Annotated in this window: 23 protein-coding genes; 7 read left to right on the forward strand and 16 right to left on the reverse strand. The window is 40.5% G+C overall.

Annotated features, from left to right (window positions below):
* Positions 1-9: 9 nt before the first annotated feature.
* Positions 10-705 (reverse strand): SapC family protein, encoded by a 696-nt coding sequence (locus tag QOL23_RS02390; RefSeq protein WP_283399987.1) that lies wholly within the window; start codon positions 703-705, stop codon positions 10-12.
* A gap of 10 nt (positions 706-715) precedes the next feature.
* A complete protein-coding gene (locus QOL23_RS02395) occupies positions 716-2,278 on the reverse strand; it encodes a ShlB/FhaC/HecB family hemolysin secretion/activation protein (protein WP_283399988.1) in 1,563 nt (520 codons plus the stop codon).
* A gap of 192 nt (positions 2,279-2,470) precedes the next feature.
* Here QOL23_RS02395 and QOL23_RS02400 point away from each other — a divergent pair, with 192 nt between their 5' ends.
* The 4 genes from QOL23_RS02400 (at position 2,471) to QOL23_RS02415 (ending at position 4,893) form a co-directional block, all read left to right on the forward strand.
* On the forward strand, positions 2,471-3,022 hold the full coding sequence (locus tag QOL23_RS02400) for an RNA methyltransferase (protein ID WP_283399989.1): 552 nt from the start codon (positions 2,471-2,473) through the stop codon (positions 3,020-3,022).
* Between the two features lie 34 nt (positions 3,023-3,056).
* Positions 3,057-4,185 (forward strand): peptide chain release factor 2 gene (prfB, locus tag QOL23_RS02405; protein WP_425604254.1). Its coding sequence is split into 2 segments (ribosomal slippage): positions 3,057-3,122 and positions 3,124-4,185, totalling 1,128 coding nucleotides; the frame shifts between segments, so codons are not numbered across the junction.
* Positions 4,186-4,252: 67 nt separating this feature from the next.
* Positions 4,253-4,489 carry an AbrB/MazE/SpoVT family DNA-binding domain-containing protein gene (locus QOL23_RS02410; protein WP_283399991.1) on the forward strand — a complete coding sequence of 79 codons (237 nt, stop codon included), beginning with the start codon at positions 4,253-4,255 and terminating at the stop codon, positions 4,487-4,489.
* The gene (locus QOL23_RS02415; RefSeq protein ID WP_283399992.1) at positions 4,480-4,893 is read left to right on the forward strand and encodes a type II toxin-antitoxin system VapC family toxin; all 414 of its coding nucleotides are present in this window, start codon (positions 4,480-4,482) and stop codon (positions 4,891-4,893) included. Before QOL23_RS02410 ends, QOL23_RS02415 begins: the two co-directional genes overlap by 10 nt.
* On the opposite strand, the gene QOL23_RS02420 is transcribed toward QOL23_RS02415, so the two are convergent.
* Genes QOL23_RS02420 through QOL23_RS02485 form a run of 14 tightly spaced genes read right to left on the reverse strand, consistent with a single transcriptional unit; the run spans position 4,862 to position 15,016 of the window.
* Positions 4,862-5,458, reverse strand: a complete 597-nt coding sequence (locus QOL23_RS02420; protein ID WP_283399993.1) for a V-type ATP synthase subunit D — start codon at positions 5,456-5,458, stop codon at positions 4,862-4,864. The genes QOL23_RS02415 and QOL23_RS02420 overlap by 32 nt on opposite strands.
* Positions 5,455-6,774 (reverse strand): V-type ATP synthase subunit B, encoded by a 1,320-nt coding sequence (locus QOL23_RS02425; RefSeq protein WP_283399994.1) that lies wholly within the window; start codon positions 6,772-6,774, stop codon positions 5,455-5,457. The genes QOL23_RS02420 and QOL23_RS02425 overlap by 4 nt, the downstream gene beginning before the upstream one ends.
* Positions 6,771-8,477 carry a V-type ATP synthase subunit A gene (locus QOL23_RS02430; RefSeq protein WP_283399995.1) on the reverse strand — a complete coding sequence of 569 codons (1,707 nt, stop codon included), beginning with the start codon at positions 8,475-8,477 and terminating at the stop codon, positions 6,771-6,773. The genes QOL23_RS02425 and QOL23_RS02430 overlap by 4 nt, the downstream gene beginning before the upstream one ends.
* Before the next feature lies 1 nt (position 8,478).
* Positions 8,479-9,006 (reverse strand): hypothetical protein, encoded by a 528-nt coding sequence (locus QOL23_RS02435; RefSeq protein WP_283399996.1) that lies wholly within the window; start codon positions 9,004-9,006, stop codon positions 8,479-8,481.
* Positions 8,984-9,280 carry a V-type ATP synthase subunit F gene (locus QOL23_RS02440; RefSeq protein WP_283399997.1) on the reverse strand — a complete coding sequence of 99 codons (297 nt, stop codon included), beginning with the start codon at positions 9,278-9,280 and terminating at the stop codon, positions 8,984-8,986. The genes QOL23_RS02435 and QOL23_RS02440 overlap by 23 nt, the downstream gene beginning before the upstream one ends.
* Positions 9,277-9,549 carry an ATP synthase subunit C gene (locus tag QOL23_RS02445; protein ID WP_283399998.1) on the reverse strand — a complete coding sequence of 91 codons (273 nt, stop codon included), beginning with the start codon at positions 9,547-9,549 and terminating at the stop codon, positions 9,277-9,279. Before QOL23_RS02445 ends, QOL23_RS02440 begins: the two co-directional genes overlap by 4 nt.
* Positions 9,550-9,580: 31 nt before the next feature.
* Entirely contained in the window at positions 9,581-9,931 is a 351-nt protein-coding gene (locus QOL23_RS02450; RefSeq protein WP_283399999.1) for a HepT-like ribonuclease domain-containing protein, read from the reverse strand.
* Positions 9,931-10,254: a nucleotidyltransferase family protein gene (locus tag QOL23_RS02455; protein ID WP_283400000.1), complete on the reverse strand. Its 324-nt coding sequence runs from the start codon at positions 10,252-10,254 to the stop codon at positions 9,931-9,933. Before QOL23_RS02455 ends, QOL23_RS02450 begins: the two co-directional genes overlap by 1 nt.
* A 37-nt stretch (positions 10,255-10,291) precedes the next feature.
* Positions 10,292-12,061, reverse strand: coding sequence for a V-type ATP synthase subunit I (locus tag QOL23_RS02460; protein ID WP_283400001.1), 1,770 nt, complete (start codon positions 12,059-12,061; stop codon positions 10,292-10,294).
* Complete coding sequence (locus QOL23_RS02465) at positions 12,048-12,779, reverse strand: V0D/AC39 family V-type ATPase subunit (protein ID WP_283400002.1); 732 nt, start codon at positions 12,777-12,779, stop codon at positions 12,048-12,050. Before QOL23_RS02465 ends, QOL23_RS02460 begins: the two co-directional genes overlap by 14 nt.
* Entirely contained in the window at positions 12,770-13,084 is a 315-nt protein-coding gene (locus QOL23_RS02470) for a hypothetical protein (RefSeq protein ID WP_283400003.1), read from the reverse strand. Before QOL23_RS02470 ends, QOL23_RS02465 begins: the two co-directional genes overlap by 10 nt.
* Positions 13,074-13,547: a universal stress protein gene (locus QOL23_RS02475; RefSeq protein ID WP_283400237.1), complete on the reverse strand. Its 474-nt coding sequence runs from the start codon at positions 13,545-13,547 to the stop codon at positions 13,074-13,076. Before QOL23_RS02475 ends, QOL23_RS02470 begins: the two co-directional genes overlap by 11 nt.
* Positions 13,547-14,017, reverse strand: coding sequence for a universal stress protein (locus QOL23_RS02480; protein WP_283400004.1), 471 nt, complete (start codon positions 14,015-14,017; stop codon positions 13,547-13,549). The genes QOL23_RS02475 and QOL23_RS02480 overlap by 1 nt, the downstream gene beginning before the upstream one ends.
* A 15-nt stretch (positions 14,018-14,032) precedes the next feature.
* The gene (locus QOL23_RS02485; RefSeq protein ID WP_283400005.1) at positions 14,033-15,016 is read right to left on the reverse strand and encodes a DUF814 domain-containing protein; all 984 of its coding nucleotides are present in this window, start codon (positions 15,014-15,016) and stop codon (positions 14,033-14,035) included.
* Positions 15,017-15,083: 67 nt separating this feature from the next.
* On the opposite strand from QOL23_RS02485, the gene hpf reads away from it, so the two are divergent.
* The 3 genes from hpf to QOL23_RS02500 all read left to right on the forward strand — a co-directional run bounded on the left by hpf (position 15,084) and on the right by QOL23_RS02500 (position 19,067).
* Positions 15,084-15,647, forward strand: coding sequence for a ribosome hibernation-promoting factor, HPF/YfiA family (gene hpf / locus QOL23_RS02490; RefSeq protein ID WP_283400006.1), 564 nt, complete (start codon positions 15,084-15,086; stop codon positions 15,645-15,647).
* 173 nt (positions 15,648-15,820) lie between these two features.
* The gene (locus QOL23_RS02495; RefSeq protein ID WP_283400007.1) at positions 15,821-18,130 is read left to right on the forward strand and encodes a hydrogenase iron-sulfur subunit; all 2,310 of its coding nucleotides are present in this window, start codon (positions 15,821-15,823) and stop codon (positions 18,128-18,130) included.
* Complete coding sequence (locus QOL23_RS02500; RefSeq protein ID WP_283400008.1) at positions 18,117-19,067, forward strand: NADH-quinone oxidoreductase subunit B family protein; 951 nt, start codon at positions 18,117-18,119, stop codon at positions 19,065-19,067. The genes QOL23_RS02495 and QOL23_RS02500 overlap by 14 nt, the downstream gene beginning before the upstream one ends.
* The last annotated feature ends 3 nt before the right edge of the window (positions 19,068-19,070 follow it).

Genomic DNA, 19,070 nt, shown 5'->3' on the forward strand with positions numbered 1-19,070 from the left:
CCAATTAGTTTAAGCAAGCTTCGAGAAATTAGCTAAAGAAATTAGATGCGCGTAAACTGCCCCCATAAATCCTTTTTTAAACAAATCAAACACCTGTTCTTTATTCAGCTTTGACAATCTAACTTCATCAACAACAAATAAATTCTTGATTACTACCGTCTTATCGTTACCCTTTTTAACCGTCGCTTCCATGCCTTGCAAAAGGTTCAAACGCTGAAGTTCAGAAGCAAACTCAACTGTAAGTTGGTAATCCTTATCGTAAGCTGAAAGGAAACGAGCCGCTGACTTTAAAAACTCTGTTTCTTTTCCCTCCTCATTAAAAAGCTCTTTGCCTTCACCATCTTTTACTAAAAATCTTCTATCAACACCTACGAATAATTTCCTTTCCCCTCCGTTGCCTGAATTTTTATCTTCAACCAGTATAAAGGGAAAACGTCTAACAAAAGCAGGAATGTAATAGTCTTTAGTCCATCTACCATTCTCATCTATGAAAACATTCCTTTCCACACCAAGTAAAAAAACCGGCATAAAACCTTCAGGAGTGTTCATAAACACTATAGGGTAGAATTTACATGCTTCTCTGAACTCTGAAACTAAAGCCACACATGAATTAAGCGGCTTAAATTCCTCAAAACTCTTAACTTCTTTGAGCTTAAAACCTTTATGCTTTTTAGAGTTAAGCACTTCTACATCTTTATACAACATGATTCCTCCCCTAAAACTCCTTCGTTATCTGAACATAAGTATTAAGATGTCGTACACCGCCATCCAATTTCGGATGTATTGGATATCCAACATCAGCTTTAATCCTAAAATCGCCCGGCAGGTTTAACCTCATTCCAAAACCAGCTCCAGTTAAAGCTCTCTTCTTTTCCTGACCTGAATAAGGATGGTTTAGAAAAACCTTTCCTGTATCAAAGAAACACAGGAATTGAAGAGACTGCCTATCAGGTGTGGGTGCCCAACGCAATTCACCGGACAGAGAATAACCGCTATCACCACCATATTGCGTTAGTAGGAATCCCCTTATTGAAGCTGGTCCACCTATATAAAAATCTTGAGAAGACATCAAAATACTTTTAGAGTACTGCCCCTTAAACTTCAAAACGCCAAAAACAGACTCTGTCAATCTTTGCACTCTCGTAAGACCTAAATTGAACTTCGTAAATTTCGTAGAAGCGTTATACCTACTCGCTTCAGCTTCATTATCTCCACTACCGAACGTTGCTCCAAGTCCTTGAGTAACAGAAAACTCCATCAAATTTTGAGAGAAAACTTCATTTTTTCTATAGAGAACAGTTCCCTGCACGTACCTTACATGGTCTTCACTTGTAGTAGCACCCAACATAGTCTGTTTAGAATAAACGCTGTTAAAAGAAAATTGAAAATCCAATTCTTTATTAACCAACTTTACAAATGGATAGTTAAAGTAAAAACCAAAAGCTCTTGAATAACTCTTAATATTAAGAACAGCTAACTCTCTCCCCAAGTTACTATTACCAAAAGAACCCCAAAAACCTGTTCTTAACCCATTCCTTCCCGCAGGAATCTCATAGGAAACACTTCCAGAATGCAATCTATGATAACTACTACCAACAATTCCTGAAAAAGAAAGGCGAGAACCTTCTAAAAACACATTACCAATATCCAAACCCAGTCCGTAACGTATCCTACTTGTATACTTTGAACCCCAATTATTAAGGAATACCTTTCCCTTTACATCTCTTTGTTTTTTAACTTTTAGATAAACATCTGTAGTTAATGGTTCTTTACCTTTCTTCAAATCTGCAGTAACTTTTAAACCAGGATTATCATTTAAAACAAGAAGTTTTCTCTCTATCTGCCTCTTATTAAGAACTTTTCCTTTTAAATCTTCAAAAAATGAAAGAACAAAAAGTTTCTTCTTTTCGCTTATTCCCCCTTCTATGTAAATATTCCCCACTCTCCCTTCTGCAATCTTAATAACAACTACACCATTTTTTACTTTTTGAGGTGGGATATAAGCTCTTGATGTTATGAAACCTTTTCTTAAAAGTAAATCGGTAATAGAACTGGCTATTTCATCTAAGGTCTTTAAAGTTAAAGGTTTCCCTATGTATTTATCAGTTATTTTCTCAATTTCAGAAGAAGGAACAAGCGTGTTTCCTTCAACAACAATCTTTTTTATAGTTAAAAAAACTTTTTGCTCCTGTGAGGCGAAACAGGATAAACTAAGACCCCCTTCAAATAACAAAACTGGAAGTACTAAAAGTAAAACTCTTCTTTTTAACCATTTCATTACTCCCCCGAGATAAACCACCCATTTCTATTCTTCATTCTAAATCAGACATCCGATTGTGTCAAGCTAATAACAAAAATTAAAAATACTCCACTATTAAAATTTTGTTACGATATATCCTACGCCTACAGAGTTAAAAACTTCATAATCTCTGATATAATCCCTTTATAATCTTTACCTACGAGGAATTTCATGGTTTACGTTGCCTTGCTCCACTACCCCGTTTACAACAAAGAAAAGAGAGTTGTAGCAACTTCTCTAACCACGCTGGATATCCATGACATAGCAAGAGCCTCAAGAACCTACGGAGTAAAAGGCTACTACATTGTTCAACCAATAGAAAATCACCTCTGGCTTGCAAATAAATTACTTTCCTTCTGGCAGGGTGGACACGGCAGGGAATACAATCCCAAAAGATGGGAAGCTTTAAAATTAGTAAGAGCCGTTCCCTATTTTGAAGATGCCTTAAAAGACATAGAAAAAAGAGAAGGTAAAAAACCAAAAGTAGTCGTCACAACTGCAAGAAAATACGATAACGCAATTTCATACAACTCCTTACGTGAAAAAATTAAAGAAAACGAACCTATTCTGCTCTGCTTTGGAACAGGCTGGGGACTAACAGAAGAGTTCATATCATCTGCCGACTATATTCTTGAGCCGATAGAAGGTCCTACCGATTACAACCACCTTTCCGTTCGTTCGGCAGCAGCGATAATTCTGGACAGACTGCTTGGTAGAGCGTAATTTATAGGCGCAACTAAACGCTGGAGGAAACACGATGCTTGAAAAAATCCACCCCCTCAAACAATCCCTCTCAACCCTTAAAGACCGCTACAACGAAATCAGGGGGTATTTTTGACGTTGAAGGAATGAAAAACCGCCTCAAAGAAATAGAAGAAGAAATGTCCTCTTCTGACTTCTGGAACGACCAGAAAAAAGCCCAATCAATTTCGCAGGAAAGAAACAGAATAGAACAGGAACTATCGCAAATTTCTGAACTTGAAAGAAAATTGGAAGACGCTGAAGTCCTTTTAGAGATGGCTGAAGAAGAGCCTGACGATAACTCTTTAGTAGAAGAAGCCGAAAACCTTTTATCTTCCGTTGAAAAATCCCTTGACAAATTAGAAATAAAAACTGTCCTTTCAGGTGAGTTTGATAAAAACAACGCAATCGTCACAATCCACGCAGGTGCTGGCGGAACGGAAAGCTGCGACTGGGCAGAAATGCTTATGAGAATGTATCTGCGCTGGGCAGAAAGAAAAGGCTTTGAAACAGAAATCCTTGACTATCAGGAAAACGAAGAAGCCGGTATAAAAAGTGCAACAATTTTAGTTAAAGGACCTTACGCCTACGGATTATTGCGAGCAGAACACGGCACTCACAGGCTTGTAAGAATTTCACCTTTTGACTCAAACGCCAGACGCCACACTTCCTTCTGCGGCGTAATAGTTGTCCCGGAAATAGAAGATGAAATAGACATAGAAATAAAAGACGAAGACATAAGAGTTGATACATACAGAGCTTCCGGTGCTGGCGGTCAGCACGTTAACAAAACCGATTCAGCAGTAAGAATAACCCACATACCCACCGGAATAGTGGTAACCTGCCAGAGCGAAAGGTCTCAAATACAAAACAGACAGCGCGCAATGAAAATCCTAAAGGCACGCCTCTACGAGCTTGAAATGAGAAAGAGAGAGGAAAAAATCGCCCAGGCAAGAGGAGAGCACAAAACGATAGCCTGGGGCAACCAGATAAGGTCCTACGTCTTTCACCCATACCAGATGGTAAAGGACCACAGAACCGGCGTTGAAACATCAAACGTAAACGCCGTAATGGACGGCGATATAGACTTATTTATAGAAAGTTACCTCAAGCAGAAGGCACTTCAGAAAAACGCCAGCTCTTAAATACGTTGCTTTTTTTCCATCAGGTATTACTTTATAAACTAAGTAAGGCAATTAAAAGAGGTAAGGTATGCCTATCGCAAAAATCACATCTAAAGGACGGATTACAATACCCGCTGCTTTCAGGAAACGCCTGAAAAGCAATCTTGTTTCCGTTGAAATGGAAGGGGACAAAATAGTCATAAGACCAGTTTCAGGAATTGGAGGAATATTTAAAAAGTTCGCATTCAAAGATAAAACGCCCGAAGAAATAATGGAAATTGAAGAAAAAGCCATTGAGGAGGCTTTCTGCCAGAAATGGAAGTAGTAGATACAAACGTAATAATTCGTTACCTTATGGCAGATATTGAAGAGCTTTACCTGCAGGCAGAAAAGATATTTACCGAAGCCATAAAAGGACAACGAAAACTTTTTATCCCTCAATCCGTTATCGCAGAGGTAATTTTCGTTCTTTCAAAGGTCTATAAAATCCCTCGTAAAGAAATTGTTTCAGCGATTAAATTCTTTCTGGGAATCAAGAGCTGCAAAGTCCAGGATAACAAAATTGTAGAAGTCGCCTTAAGTATCTACGAAAAAACAAATTTGAGTTTTGTAGATTCTTTCATCTGTGCATACGCCAGGTTAAACAGGTCTAAACTAATAACCTTTGACGTCAAACTTAAAAACAAATGTGAAAAAATTACCTTGCATAACTCAGACGCCAGCTCTTAAGAAGGGCAATTGCGTTCCTTTCGCTCTCTTCCAATTCTTCCTCTATCTTCTTTGCCTTTTCTCTATAATCAGGCAGGTAAAAGTTCTCTATTGCGTTAATCCTTACAGTAGTCTTCTTTATCTCCTCCGCCAGCCTCCAGCCCTTCATTTCAAGTTCCGCAATTTCCAGAATTAATTCAACAACCTCTCTAAAAATCCTCTCCGAGAGTTTAGAAAAAATCCCCTCTCCCCTCTCCACCACAACCTCTTTCTCAAACTCAAAAGAAACTTTAGGCACAACTACTCCAGCAAAAACCTGCTCTGCCACGCTCAAAACTATCTTTCCCCCGCCAGAACTTTCCTTTAAAAGCCTTCCCTCACCCACTTCCATAATCGCTTTTGAAAGCGTTTTATAACCTTCAAGCACTTTGGCATTCAGTCTTTTCCTCTTTTCTTCTATCTCATCAACAATAGCCATAACCTCTTTAAGCAGTATGTTCCTCTTTTCCTCAAAAATCGCCTTTCCATCTTCTAAAAACTTTATCTCCTCTTTAAGTTTTAAAAGCTCCGTCCTGCTCTTTATCATCTTCCTAACCTTTTCAGGTCTTCCTCTTTAAGTTGAGTAAGCTCTTTTTCAGGTAAAAGAGAGAGAACCCTCAAGCCAACGGCAAACGTATCCTCAAGGGTTCTCTTTTCTCCCTCCTCCTGACCTATAAATTCTTTTAAAAACCTTCTGCCAAACTCAAGATACTTCCGTTCAACTTCTCCAAGCTCACTCTCACCTATGATAGATGCAAGTTTTTCAACAGTTTTAAACTTAGCGTAAGCTGAATAAAGCTGAGATGCAAACCTTCTGTGAAAAGGCTCTATCGCATCGTTCATTAACCTTGAAAGAGACGGCAAAACGTCAATCGGCGGCTTTATACCCTGCTGATAGAGTTTTCTGTCTAAAACTATCTGCCCCTCTGTTATGTAACCGGTTAAGTCTGGAATAGGATGGGTAATATCATCGTCAGGCATCGTAAGAACAGGAATCATCGTAAGAGAACCCTTTTTACCCTTTATCAATCCAGCACGCTCATAGATAGAAGCGAGGTCGCTATACATGTAGGCAGGATACCCCTTCCTGCCTGGTATCTCTTCCCTTTTTGAAGAAATCTGCCTTAAAGAGTCGCAGTAGTTTGTCATATCAAAAAGAACGGTAACAACGTCCAAACCCTTTTCAAAGGCGAAAAACTCTGCCACCGTCAAAGCCGTTCTTGGTAGAAGAACCTGAGCAGCTGGAGGGTCTGAAGCTCTTGCAACGAAAACTATCGTATTGCCGACAATTCTTTTTATAAGATAATCAACAATCTCATTTTTAAGTCCAATAACGCCTAAAACGGTAAGCGTTTCTTCCGTTTGAATCTGATTAACCAGACTGATAACCAAATCTTCCGTCTCAACGCCAGAGACAGAAAAAATCGGTAGCTTCTGTCCCTTTACCAGCACGTTTAAACCGTCTATCGCAGAAAAGCCTGTAACGATAGGCTCTTTTGGGAAATCTCTGAAAAACGGATTTATAGGTTTTCCGTAAACTTCAACTTCTTTACCAATCGGTTTTTTACCGGTTGTCAGCTCTTCACCGTAAGCGTTAAACCTTTTGCCTACCATCTCTTCAGAAACTGAAACGGTAAACATCTCACCGGTAAACCTGACAAGCACATCCCTTGATATTTCAGAAGAATCCCCCAAAACTTCTATCAACGCCACCTTTTCGTTAATTTCTATTATCCTGCCCGGAACTTCCCTGTCTTTCCACTTCACGAAAACTTTTTCTCCAAACATAGGCTCAACTGCATCACTCTTAAAAAAGAGAAGCTGCTCCTTTAAAGACTCAACGCCTTTGTAATATTCTTTCACCTCAAAAACTCCCCATAAACTTCTTCTATCTTTTTCTTCAACTCTTCTAACTTCTCCAGCTCATCCTCGCTCACTTCCATCTTCATTTTTAGAACCTCTGAAACAATCGGCTGTGAAACTATTCTGTCAACGGGAACACCTCTTTCCTCAAAAACCTTACGCCACCACTCAGAAAGAGTTTTTAAAACTTCAGCCATGAAAATCTGCTTTTTAGGGGAAGAGTAGCAGTCAACGGGGTCAAAAGCGTTCTGTCTCAAAAACGCTTCTCTGATAACGTTGAACTCTTCATACTTTAACTTCTGGTCTTCCGGCAGCGACTCCCTTCCTAAAAGTCTCACTAACTTTTCAAGCCTTTCACCTTCCTGAAGCGTTTCAACCATCCACCTTCTTAAAGCCCCGTAATCACCGAACCGATTCCACCAGTCTTTAACAAACTCAGCATACCTACTGTAACTGTTGAAAGGATTAATAGCCGGGTAAAACCTCGCACTCGCTAATTCTCTGTCAAGCGCCCAAAACGTTCCCGTAAATCGCTTCGTGTGCCTTGTAACCGGTTCAGAAAAATCCCCACCCGGCGGCGAAACAGCTCCTATTATCGTTATGCTTCCATTCCCATCAGCAGTTTTAAAAGCGCCGGCACGCTCGTAGATAGAAGCTATCTTTGAAGAGAGAGAAGCGGGGAATCCCTCCTCTATCGGAAGCTCTCCCATCCTCCCGGAAATCTCCCTCATGGCTTCAGCCCACCTTGACGTTGAATCTGCCATAACGGCAACCGAGTAACCCATATCCTTAAAGTATTCGGCTATCGTTATTCCAAGGTAGATTGAAGATTCCCTTGCAGAAACGGGCATGTCTGAGGTGTTGGCTATCAAAACCGTTCTGTTCATCAGAGGTTTTCCCGTATAAGGGTCTTTAAGCTTTGGAAATTCCTTCAAAATCTCTGTCATTTCGTTTCCCCTTTCACCGCAGCCTATATAGACAATCACATCGGCGTTGCACCACTTTGCAAGAGTTTGCTGAAGAACCGTTTTGCCTGTTCCAAAACCGCCAGGAATAGAAGCTGCACCGCCCTTAGCTACCGGAAACAGAAAATCCACGATTCTCTGACCGGTAAAAAGAGGCTCGCTTACCTCTACCCTTTTACCGAAGCGAGAAGGTATCCTTACAGCCCTTTCCTCAAATATAAAGACATCGGTTTCTCCCACCTTTACTACCGGTTCTTCAGCAGAAACCTTCCCCTCTTTTACCCTCGCTACCGTTCCGTCAACAGGTGAAAGTATCTTATACTTAAAACCTTTAAACTCAACAAATCCAACCAGCTGACCTGCATTTACTTCATCTCCAACTTTTACCTGCGGCACAAACTCAAATTCCCCTTCCGGAAAGAACTTCTTTCCTCTTCCCCTTTCAATCCTCTCACCAGAAGAAGAAAGAACCCTGCCCAAGCCGTCTAAAATCATTCCTAAAATGCCGGGGGCAAGCGTTACAGAAAGCATTCTGCCGGTAAAGAAAACTCTTTCACCAACTTTCAAACCTTCCGTCCTTTCGTAAACCTGAACGACAGCTCTATCTTTAGTTATTGAAACAACTTCACCCATCAGCTTTAAACCGCCAACCTGCGCAACTTCAAAGAGAAAAGGCTTTTCTCCCTCCTCTACAGCAACTTCAACCACAGGACCAGAAACTCTTACAACCCTCCCCAAGTTAAACCTCTCTTAAAAGCTTTTGAACTTCCGCTTCTACCACTTCCATTAACTCACTCTCATCAAAAAGAACCGCTACGTTTTCTCCCTCAAACTTGAACAGAACGCCCTTTTCGTCTGTGCATTCAAGGTCAGGAAAATTGCCCTTCAACCTGCAACTAACCAAAAACCTTCCCGTTTTATGCTTTTCTAAAACGCGCTTTTTAAAACACTCAAAGAGATAGATAAAATCCAGCTTCTCTAAAACCTGAAGGAAGACCAATTCTTTAAAATTTTCAATAGTTTCGTTTACTCTCCTTTCAAAAGCGGTTTCAATTTCTTTTCTCTTTGCAGAAAACTCTTCTTCCAACTGCTTCAGCGCTGCATTTAACCTCTCTTCTTTAATCTTTTCTGCTTCTTTACGCGCATTTTCTTCTATTTCTTTAGCTCTTCTCTCTGCTTCTTCTAAAATGGCAATACTTTTCTTTTTGGTAGTTTTTATCACCTCTTTTCTGAACTCCTCAAAGTTACCCGATTCCCAGAACTCCATACAGGAACTCCTTTAAATCCCTTTTGAGATGAATGCCGTCAAAAGAAGGGACGAAAACAACTACCGGTTTTGCCTTTCTCTTTAATTTTTCGGAAAAGGGAAGGAACGTTTTGTAATACCTGTCAGGAATAACCAATATTCCAACGTCCTCATCGTGAATAAGCTGGTCAACTTTCGCTTTAAACTCTTCTTTGCCGTTTACGATAACTGCTTCTGCGCCCCCCAGCCTGAAGCCGGCACATTCTCTTTCATTGCCGATAAAAACGATTCTCATAGCTTACCTAAAATAAGGATTGCAACGATAAGACCGTAAATAGCAATACCTTCAGCAAGCCCCAAAAAGATTAAAGCTCTTCCCGACATCTCCGGCTTTTCGCCCATCGTCCCCATTGCAGCAGAACCTACAAGCCCAACTGCAACGCCGGCAGCAACGGTGGAAAGCCCAACAGAAACTGCTGCAGCCATGTAACCCCACGCCTTATCCCCCGCAAAAGCAACGGCAGGAAACAGCAGGAAGAAAAGAAACCTTAAAGCAGTTTTCATAACGTTCCCCCGCAGAATATTGATTAATCCGTTACTTATCTTCCGTGCTACTTAAAATGTGTAAAATTTCCTTTCTTAACGAAGGAATTGATTCCTTAACTACTTTCCAAACAAGCTCATAATCAATTCCAAAATATTCATGAATAAGTATATCTCTCATTCCAGCGATATTTTTCCAGGGAATATGGGAATAGCTATATTTAAATTCTGCTGGCAGATTTTTAACGGCTTCTCCAATAATTTCTAAACTCCTTACAAAGGCTCTCTGAAAAACTGGGTTATTTGAAAACTCCTCATAATTTAAAGTGCGTGAATTTTCAATTAGAAAGTTGCATTCCTGCAGAATATGGTGCAGAAAAACCTTGTAACTTTTTTTCTTCATTAAAAAACCTCAAACTCCTGAATGTAAGGTTTAACAAAAGGACTTATCCCTCTATCTGTCACTAAATCTACTGAAAGCCCGGTAATCTCTTCTAAGTAATGCTTGAGTTCTACAAAACCGAGTAAATCTATCCTGCCATCAAGAAAAACGATTACATCTAAGTCACTATCCCTTTTTTGTTCGTTTCTGGCAAAAGAACCAAAAATTTTCAAATGCTTAACCCCGTATCTCTGGTATAGCTCTTCACGATGTTTTAAGAGAACTTCAACTATTTCCGATAGACTTTTAGGTTTCTTACGCGCAGTTCTTTTAAGGATTTTCACCTGTTCTCCATGATTATGTTCCATTTAAAAATTATAACTATTCAACTTCCAGTCTAAACGGTTTGAACGGTCTTCCTCCACCCCTGTAAAACTTCTTAAAGAACTCGTAATAGTTGAGCCTTAACGCCTGTATCGTAACTATTAAACCTTCTAAAGCAACGACAAACAGGTTACCCAATACCACTATTAACCAGTATATCAGAGTTCCTCCTTTAAGAGCCCTGACAGATTCTGCAACGGTAAAAACGGCAAAAAACAGAGCGCCGTGCGCAAGAGCAAACGCCCCAAGCCTCATGAACGAAAGCGTGTTAATCAGATTCTCTAAAAGAATTCGGACGGCATCTATAAAAGAGGTAGCAGCCTGCTTCGTTTTCCTGAAAGCGTAGAGAAATGAAGCCAAAAGTAGAATAAAAAGAATTGTTAGCTCTACCTTTACGCTCATCTTCAGAACAAGCGCTTTAATCAGAATACCCAAAGAAAGCCAGTAGGCAACGAAGGAAAGGACGCCCTCTTCACCGAAAATAACCTGCTCAAAGCTTTCTCTGTGAACGGAAGAGAAAAACTTTATGATAAACCCGGCAGTAATAACAATAACGCCTATACCTATGCTGAACACTAACAAAGACTCAACGCTTTTCATCGGCGAAAAGAGTAAAGGATGGAAAACTTCTCTGCCGAAAGCCGAACCGTAGAGAAATCCAAAAATCGTAGAAGAAATACCTGAAAGCAGCATCAACCTTCCTATTGCTTTCTTTCCTTTCTTCTCTAAAAGAACAGCTAAGGCTGAGAGCATCAAGCCGTGTCCCACGTCGCCGAACATAACGCCAAAAAGCAGGACGAAAACGGCTATGAACGGAAGAACGGGATTGACATCGTGGTAGGAAGGATAGCTGTATGAGAAAACTATCTCTTCTATTGGTTTGAGGAAGGAAGGGGTTTGGATGAGAGAGGGGGGATTTTCGCCAGGCGGATGGAATTTGATTCTGCAGTCGTTAAACAACTTTAGAAATTCCTCTTTCTTTTTTTCTGGTATCCAGCCCTTCAAAACTTTCTTTCCATCTCTTTCAAAACCTGAAGATGTAACTTCAAAAATCCTCTTCTTCACCCTGAGAAAGCCAAGAGCAGATGCAACGTCTTTTTCGTGCTGCCTTTTTATCTCTTCAATCTTCCGCTTTATTAACTCCTCTCTTGACTCTATCTCTTTTTTAACTTCCTCCTTAAAGTATTTAAGAGGAACAGGTGTTACGTTAAAAGCTGACTGTATCTTTTCAAACAGATACTCTCTTTCAGGTGGAAAAAAGATAAGAACGGCAAGGTCGCCGTGATAAAGAGAGGCAAAAAGGGCATAAAGCTTTTCAGACTGCAAAGATAAAGATAAACTTTCACTAACTTCCTTTTTGATAGTGCCTGCCCTAAAAGGTATTACTCTTAAATCTCTAACCAACTTAGAAACGTTACCACCGAATGACTCGTCCACTTTTTCTGCTAATCTAAGCAGTTCTTTTTCCTTTTCTACCTGTGCCAGTTCCTCTTTTAGCTTCAGGGTTTCTCTATACAGGCGTTCAAACTTATCCTTTAAAGCTTCAACGTTTACTTTTTGATAGGAAGGGGTGGGGGGGATTTTCAAAAATTCTGCAACGCTTTGCAGTTGAGAAAGAATCAACTCATCTTCAAAGATAAAAACGCCATTTTCTTTAGAAATTTCAGGATGGAAAAATCCCCACCTCCCCAACCTCACAACAACGTCTTCCAGTCTTTCTTTCTCAACTTCCAGCTCAACGTAAAGAAGCCTTTCAGGAAGTATCAATTATCATCTCCTCTATCTGCTCTCTTTCAAAATTCCCAGCTATTCCCTCTATAACAGCAATTAAATTGACCTTCTCAATCTCTTTAAGCCTTAAAACCACAAAAGAAACGACAGGTGTAAAGGGATACCCTAAAAGCAGCTTCCTCAAAGAATCAACGTGAAAACGAAAAAGACTTTTGCGAAACTCTTCAAACGTGGTAACGTGGCTGGCAAACGGCAAAACTGCCGACAGCTCTTTTAAACCTGAAGCTTTTAGCATCTCAGGAAGCAAACCTTTTAAGCTACCCTTTGCAAACAAAAACGGTGCAACATCTTCAGGCGATAGACCTTCTATGACACGATACCTAACTACAGTAAGAACGTCTAAAAAGTCGGAATAGACCAATCCAAAGCGCCTGAAACTTCTGCTATTTAAGAGTTTTTCTGTAATAAAACCTCTATCCTGCACCAGAAAAAAACTTTTTAACTCCTCAACAGGATAGATTTTAAAAACCTTATCAAGAAGGAAATCAAAGTAACTTTCCACTGCACTTAAAAGACTTTCTCTATCAGCAGCTCCCACAAACGGCGAGTAGGAAGTTTTTTTCAAAAGCTGATAAACTTCTTTTAGAGAACCTGTTCTTATAAGAGTCCTAAAAAATTCGGTGTTCAAAAGCGTTGACAGAATACTTCTGCAGGTAGCGTTCAATCTACCTAAAACGGCAGTCTTTAAGAGCAAACCTTCTCCCTGATACGATTCAAACAGCTGTTTGCGAGACTATCAACCTGCGTTTCTTCCAATTTTTTTCTTAACCCTTCAAACCTTAAAGAAAGTTCTGCTTCTAATTCCCGAAGTTCCTTCTCTTTTCGTTTTCTCTCTTTATTTACAGTAGAATCCACCTCTCTCTCTGCTTCTTCAAGTATCCTTCTTCTCTGCTCTTCACTGAACCGCAATAAATCTTCAGCCCTGCGCTGCGCATCCTTTAGAAGAGAAGACACCTCCTTATCTAACTCTATCAACCTCTCAAAAGCTTCACTCTTCACTTTCTGACTTCACAATCAAGATTGGCTGCTTCGTGGCTCTCAAAATGTCCAAAATCTTTCCAACTCTCAAAATAGAAAGAGAAGCACCGTTTATTCCTAAAGCCACCAACTTTATTCCATGCTTATCGGCGTAGTTTGAAATCACCTCGTCAAGTTCTCCCGGAATCATCACCACCCTTGTTTTTATTCCGTTTTCCTCAAACTCTTTAGCTATCTCTTCCATCTCCTTAAAACGTTTAATCAGAGCGTCGGAATACCCCTCACTTAAAGCGCTCTTTAAGCCTTCAACCTTTTCCAGAGTGTCATACTCTTCGTGTGGAAGTAAACCCCATTCTGAAGGAAGTAAAACGTAAAGAATGTGAACTTCTTTACATCCAGCCTCTTTCAGTTTTAAAATGTAAGGCTTCGCTTCAAGGCTGTGCTTTTCAAAGTCTATCGGGTAAAGGATTTTCTCAAACAGCATCACTCCTCCCTCCTTTTGATTATCAACACAGGACATTTCGCTTTTCTCATAACGTCAACAGAGACGCTCCCTAAAAGAATCTCTGTTAAAAGCCCTTTGCCGTGGGCACCCATGACGATAATACTCACCTTCTTTTCTTCTGCAACGCTTACAATCTCATCGCCGGGATTTCCATATCTCAACGCTATTTCCACTTCAAACCCGTAAAATTCAAGGTTCTTCTTTATTCTATCAAGCTTTTCTATCGTTGAAGTGATGTAAAGCTGGTCGGTTCTCGGTAAAACTTTTGCGAGGGTTTCAGCATCTAAAAGGTCAACTCCTTCAGGCAGTTCAATTGAAAGGGATTCAATTACGTGAACAACCACTACTTTTTTTGTCCCAGCTTCCTTCAGTTTCTTCACGTACTCAAGGGCAGTTTCAGCTAAAGGGGAAAAATCTGTTGAGTAAAGAACAGTTTTAAACAGCGGCATAGCGCCTCCACAGAATCATCTTTTCACCATAAACCTTTCACACTCGTAGCAGGGCGCAACAACCAATTCCTTTATTAGTTTACCATTTTTGTAGACATTTACGTTTACCTGCTTTTCGTTTTTAGCGTCTGAATACCTTGCTACTATTGATGCAGCTGTTTTAACGGTCTCATCGTCAGGATTATCACACGTTAAAAGACCTATCGGTGAAGGGTAATCAGGCACAGTAGTAGTTAACTCGTTTTCTCTTGCTTTCTCTTTTAGCACCTCGTTTTCAACCTTGTTTCTACCAACTATCAGCTTGCAATTTCCTATACGAAAGTGTCTGCCTATTTTCAGAAGCTCTACGTTCCGCCAGTTAAGTTCGTTATGGTCCATCAGGTCTTTTACTTTTACAGCGAAGGAAGGTTCTGTTAAAAGGCAACCACCAGAAGGTGTAGGAAAATCGTCAACTTTGAATCCAAAGCTTTCAAGCAGTTTTGGATGTTCTTTCCTTGAACGACCTTTCAAAGACAGCAATTTATTTCTGTCAACGATTCCCTCCTTTTCGTAAACGGTAGGGGGTAAGAGTTTACCTGACAGAGGTCTTAAAACCTTCCCCTCAAGCCCTGCTATCTTTTCTATTTTTCTAAAAGCATCTAAACGCTGAGACATAGGGCGTTGTCCTAAAACCTCACCTGTTGCGATTATTCCACTTTCACCTGCTATCTCTTTCAGTTTTTTCAGCATGTAGGCTTTGCAGTCTATGCAGGGGTTAAGGTTTTTGCCGTGGCCGTGGGGGGGATTTTTAACAAGCTCAAGGTAGTCATCTCCAACAGGAATCACTTTTAAGTCTATTCCTATTTTCTTAGCAATCTCCTTTACACTTTCAAGATTTTTCTCAAAGAAAGGACACGTTAAATGAATACCAACAACCTCAAATCCCATTTTTTTCAAAAGTAAAGCAGATAAAACGCTGTCCAATCCACCAGAAAAAAGCAAAAAAGCCTTCCCTTCCATAGACACCTTCAAAAATTTGTTTTAATTTAAAGGTAGGTTAACAGAAAAAAACTACAAGGAGGATGGGATGGCTGTCCTAAAGCTTAACCTCATCGGTGATGGTATTGACCTTACAGGAGCAATCAAAAACACACTGGAAGAGAAGTTTTCAAAACTTGAAAAGTATCTTGGAGACGATGAAAGAAGGGAAGTATTCGCTGACGTTATAGTTAAGAAGGAAAAATACAGGGCATCCGTTGAAATAGTAATCTACAACGTTTTTGACCATACGTTAAGAATAAAAAAGGAAACCGATGACCTCTACACTGCCGTTGACTACGTCGTTGACGCTGCAGAAAAACAGTTGAGAAGGCTAAAAGACAAAGTCCAGACTCAGGCTAAAAGGGAAGCACAGAAGAGTAAAAGGCAGATAACCTTAGTTGAAGAAGAAGTTACCGAAAAACCTGTAGAAATCATTGAAGTTGAACCGGAACTCTACAAACCTATTTCCGTCGAAGATGCCGTAATTAAACTTTTAGGTTCTAACAGAGAATTTGTCGTTTTCTGCAACGTAGAAACCGGAAACGCCGCTGTCGTTTACAAAAGGAAAGACGGCAACGTTGGATTAATAGAAATGCCTTCCTGCAAATAAACCTTTCTTCCTCCTCTACTTTCCTTCAAGGACTCTCTGCGTGAGAGTCCTTCAATTTTAATTCCTTATCTTTAAATCAACAGAATTTATCTATTGCGATTTCCTGCTATTTACTTGATTTGAGTTAGCAAATATAATTAAATAGACTTACACCAATTGAAGAGAGGTGGCTCATGGCTGAAGAACCAAAGATAGGCGTGGTTCTTTGCACCTGTGGTGACGTTCTAAAGTCAAAAATAGACTTTGAATCCCTTAAAGCATTTGCCGAAAGTCTCCCGGGTGTAGAAAAGGTAATAATTACAAAAGACTTCTGTAAACAACCAGAAAAGCAGGCAGAAGAACTTAAAGGAAAAGTGAACGCTTTAATTTTTGGCGGATGTTCAGAAAGGTCTTCTCTACAATTCAACGAAGACCGCATAGAAAAACTCATGGTAGCTTTGGGCTTAGACCCGGCTGCCTGGGAAACACTCAACCTGAGAGAACAGTGTTACTACATCCACGACGACATAGAACAGCTCAACAACAAAGTAAAAGACATGTTTTTAATGGCTTACGAAAAAGTCAAAACAAACGCTCCTGCTCTAAAAGAAAACCTCAAAAAGAAAGTCCTGGTAGTCGGCGGTGGCGTTGCAGGTCAGCGCTGTGCCCAGGCTCTTGCTGATTTAGGTGTTGAAACAACTTTAGTTGAAGAGAAACCTTACTTGGGCGGAAATGCAGCAAGAATAGCCCTTCTCTGGCAGTCTGAATCTTCTCCTTCTTTCTGCACGAGCGAGTGCGTGATACCGGTAGTCGGCAGAGATACAATGATAAGAGACAACATAAAGGTAATGGTCAACTCAGAAGTTGCAGGAGTTGTAAAAGAAAATGGAGACTTCAAAGTTAGAATCCTGCAAAAAGCCCAAAAAGTTGACCCGGCAAAATGCATCTCTTGCGGCGAGTGCGCCAAGGTATGTCCCGTTGAAATTCCTAATCCGTTTAACTTAGGTAAAACCAAAAGAAGAGCTATAGACAAAGACTTCCCGCTTGCAATACCAGATTCCTACAACATCGTTGATTCAGCCTGCACCATGTGCGGAAACTGCGTAGAAGTTTGCCCAACAAACGCAATAGACCTTAACGCTGAAGATAGATACGTTGAAGACGAATTCGGCGCAATCGTAATAGCCACAGGAATTACCGGCAAAGATATGAGCGTTTATGAGGAGTTAGGTTACAAATATCCTGAAGTTGTAACGCTCTTTGAATACGAAAGATACGTCGCTAACAACTTTTTCGGCAAAAAGCCAAAAGAGATAGCTTTCGTCCTGTGTAAAAAAGACGATGTAGGTTACTGCTCAAGGCTCTGCTGCCTTGCAACCGTTAAAGCAGCAGCCATACTGGCTAAAAACCATCCAGACGTAAAAGTAAAAGTTTTCTACAGAAGCCTGCGCACAACAGGAAGAGCATTTGAAGAATTAAGAAGAAGAGCCCAAAAAGCTGGAGTTGAATTTATACAAGAAGCTGTTGAAAAAATAGAAAAAGATGAAAACGGAAAACTCTTAATTAAGGGAGAAAAGCAAACTTACTCATCAGAAATGGCTGTTTTAGCAGAACCTCTAATTCCCGCCCAAATGAAACTAACAAACATGCTTGACGTCCAAACTGACAAGTTTGGCTTCCCATTAGAGTTCCAGCCAAGAGTAATCAATCCAATAGAAACTTATGTTGAAAGGGTCTTTGTGGCAGGCAGCGCAAAAGGATTCAAGGACGTTCAGGAAAGCATTGAATCAGGTTTGGGAGCAGCAGTTAGAGCTTATAAAGCGCTAAAAGGAGAAAACAAAAAGTATTACTCGGTAATAGACCAGGAAAAGTGTTCAAGGTGTGAAACCTGCCTGATGTGCTGCCCTCACGGTGCAATAAGCCTCAAAAACGCAGGTAGTGAAGAAAAAACAATTGTAGAAATAGACCCAAACCTTTGTAGAGGATGTGGACTTTGCTACTCCGCATGTCCATCAAAAGCTATCAAGTTCTCCAACCTTGAAGATGAACAACTAATAAAAATGGCTGAAGTTGCGTTCAAGCACCTGCCTAAAGATAAACCAAGAATCCTTGCATTCCTTTGTTACTGGTGCGCATACGGCGCAGCAGACCTAATGGGTATAAAACTAAAGGAAAAGTTGCCTGAAAACTTTAGAAGCATAAGGGTAAGATGCTCCGCATCCCTGAGCCTTGACGTTATAGCTGAAATCATTGAAAGAGATTTGGCAGACGGAATCATCGTTGCTGGATGTCCCAAAGACAACTGCCACCACATCTGGGGCAACTACATGCAGGAAAACAGAATAGAAATGTTTAACGAATCTTTAAAGATGTTAGGAGTAAACGACAAAATCGTTCGCTGGGAATATATAGGCGTTCCTCAGGGCAAAAAACTTGCTAACGCAATAAGAGAAGTTAACGAAACTCTCCTTAAAGTTAAAGGAGGCAGTCATGTCAAAGCCTAAATTTGCCTATTACTTAGCCGGCGGCTGTGCCGGATGCGACACGTCCTTGCTGGACACTTCTAAAAAACTGCTGGAATTTTTAGAAAACGTTGAACTAACGTTTTTCGCACCAACAATAGCAGACTTCAAGTATAAAGATTTAGAAGCAATGCCAGACAATTCCATAGATTTTGGATTTTTCAGCGGTAACGTTAGAAACTCTGAACATGAACATATGGCAAAAGTAATGAGAAAAAAATGTAAAACGTTAATAGCTTTCGGTATATGTGCAAGTTTAGGTGGAATAAAAGGTTTAGTTAACCTCTTTCCTCAAGAAGAATTACTTAAAAAAGCCTACATTGAAACGCCGTCAACTGATAATCCTGAAAAAATCCTCCCCACCCCCCACTGCACCATAGACGGCAAATACGACCTTGAACTGCCCGTCCTCAAACCAGCAAAAGCGTTAGACCAAGTCGTTGAAGTTGACTACTACGTCGGCGGCTGCCCGCCCTCTTACAACCATATTAAGTGGATACTTGAAAAACTGCTGTCAGGCGACCTCCCGCCAAAAGGAAGCTGGCTCACAATGGGCAAAGCCGTCTGCGACGTATGCCCCAGAAACCCGATAAGACACGGCGGAATAAAGAAACGCCCGACAGAAGTCAAAAGAGTTTTAGGCGAAATACCAGAAGACGTCTGTCTGCTTGAAGCAGGATACCTCTGTCTTGGTCCTGTAACCTTAGGAGACTGCGATGCAGCGTGCATAAAGGTAAACGTTCCGTGCAGAGGTTGCGGAGGACCGATACCAGGCGTAAGAGACTTCGGTGTTAAAGCAATAAGCACCATAGCCACAGCTATGGGAAGCCTTGAAGTCCTCAAAAAAGTGCCAGACCCAATGCACCTTTTCTACAGATACAGCCTTCCTAAATCATCAGTAGTCAAACCTAAAGAGTAATCG

It is taken from the genome of Desulfurobacterium pacificum, from assembly GCF_900182835.1.
In the GTDB taxonomy this organism is placed as follows: domain Bacteria; phylum Aquificota; class Aquificia; order Desulfurobacteriales; family Desulfurobacteriaceae; genus Desulfurobacterium_B; species Desulfurobacterium_B pacificum.

Bases quoted from the DNA above. Each gene is read 5' to 3' on its own strand.
- QOL23_RS02500 (WP_283400008.1), top strand. From the start codon at position 18,117: ATGTCAAAGCCTAAATTTGCCTATTACTTAGCCGGCGGCTGTGCCGGA.
- QOL23_RS02420 (WP_283399993.1), bottom strand. From the start codon at position 5,458: ATGATAAAGAGCAGGACGGAGCTTTTAAAACTTAAAGAGGAGATAAAG.
- hpf (WP_283400006.1), top strand. From the start codon at position 15,084: ATGGCTGTCCTAAAGCTTAACCTCATCGGTGATGGTATTGACCTTACA.
- QOL23_RS02475 (WP_283400237.1), bottom strand. From the start codon at position 13,547: ATGCTGTTTGAGAAAATCCTTTACCCGATAGACTTTGAAAAGCACAGC.
- QOL23_RS02495 (WP_283400007.1), top strand. From the start codon at position 15,821: ATGGCTGAAGAACCAAAGATAGGCGTGGTTCTTTGCACCTGTGGTGAC.
- QOL23_RS02390 (WP_283399987.1), bottom strand. From the start codon at position 705: ATGTTGTATAAAGATGTAGAAGTGCTTAACTCTAAAAAGCATAAAGGT.
- QOL23_RS02445 (WP_283399998.1), bottom strand. From the start codon at position 9,549: ATGAAAACTGCTTTAAGGTTTCTTTTCTTCCTGCTGTTTCCTGCCGTT.
- QOL23_RS02400 (WP_283399989.1), top strand. From the start codon at position 2,471: ATGGTTTACGTTGCCTTGCTCCACTACCCCGTTTACAACAAAGAAAAG.
- QOL23_RS02410 (WP_283399991.1), top strand. From the start codon at position 4,253: ATGCCTATCGCAAAAATCACATCTAAAGGACGGATTACAATACCCGCT.
- QOL23_RS02395 (WP_283399988.1), bottom strand. From the start codon at position 2,278: ATGAAATGGTTAAAAAGAAGAGTTTTACTTTTAGTACTTCCAGTTTTG.
- QOL23_RS02415 (WP_283399992.1), top strand. From the start codon at position 4,480: ATGGAAGTAGTAGATACAAACGTAATAATTCGTTACCTTATGGCAGAT.
- QOL23_RS02440 (WP_283399997.1), bottom strand. From the start codon at position 9,280: ATGAGAATCGTTTTTATCGGCAATGAAAGAGAATGTGCCGGCTTCAGG.
- QOL23_RS02450 (WP_283399999.1), bottom strand. From the start codon at position 9,931: ATGAAGAAAAAAAGTTACAAGGTTTTTCTGCACCATATTCTGCAGGAA.
- QOL23_RS02480 (WP_283400004.1), bottom strand. From the start codon at position 14,017: ATGCCGCTGTTTAAAACTGTTCTTTACTCAACAGATTTTTCCCCTTTA.
- QOL23_RS02485 (WP_283400005.1), bottom strand. From the start codon at position 15,016: ATGGAAGGGAAGGCTTTTTTGCTTTTTTCTGGTGGATTGGACAGCGTT.
- QOL23_RS02435 (WP_283399996.1), bottom strand. From the start codon at position 9,006: ATGGAGTTCTGGGAATCGGGTAACTTTGAGGAGTTCAGAAAAGAGGTG.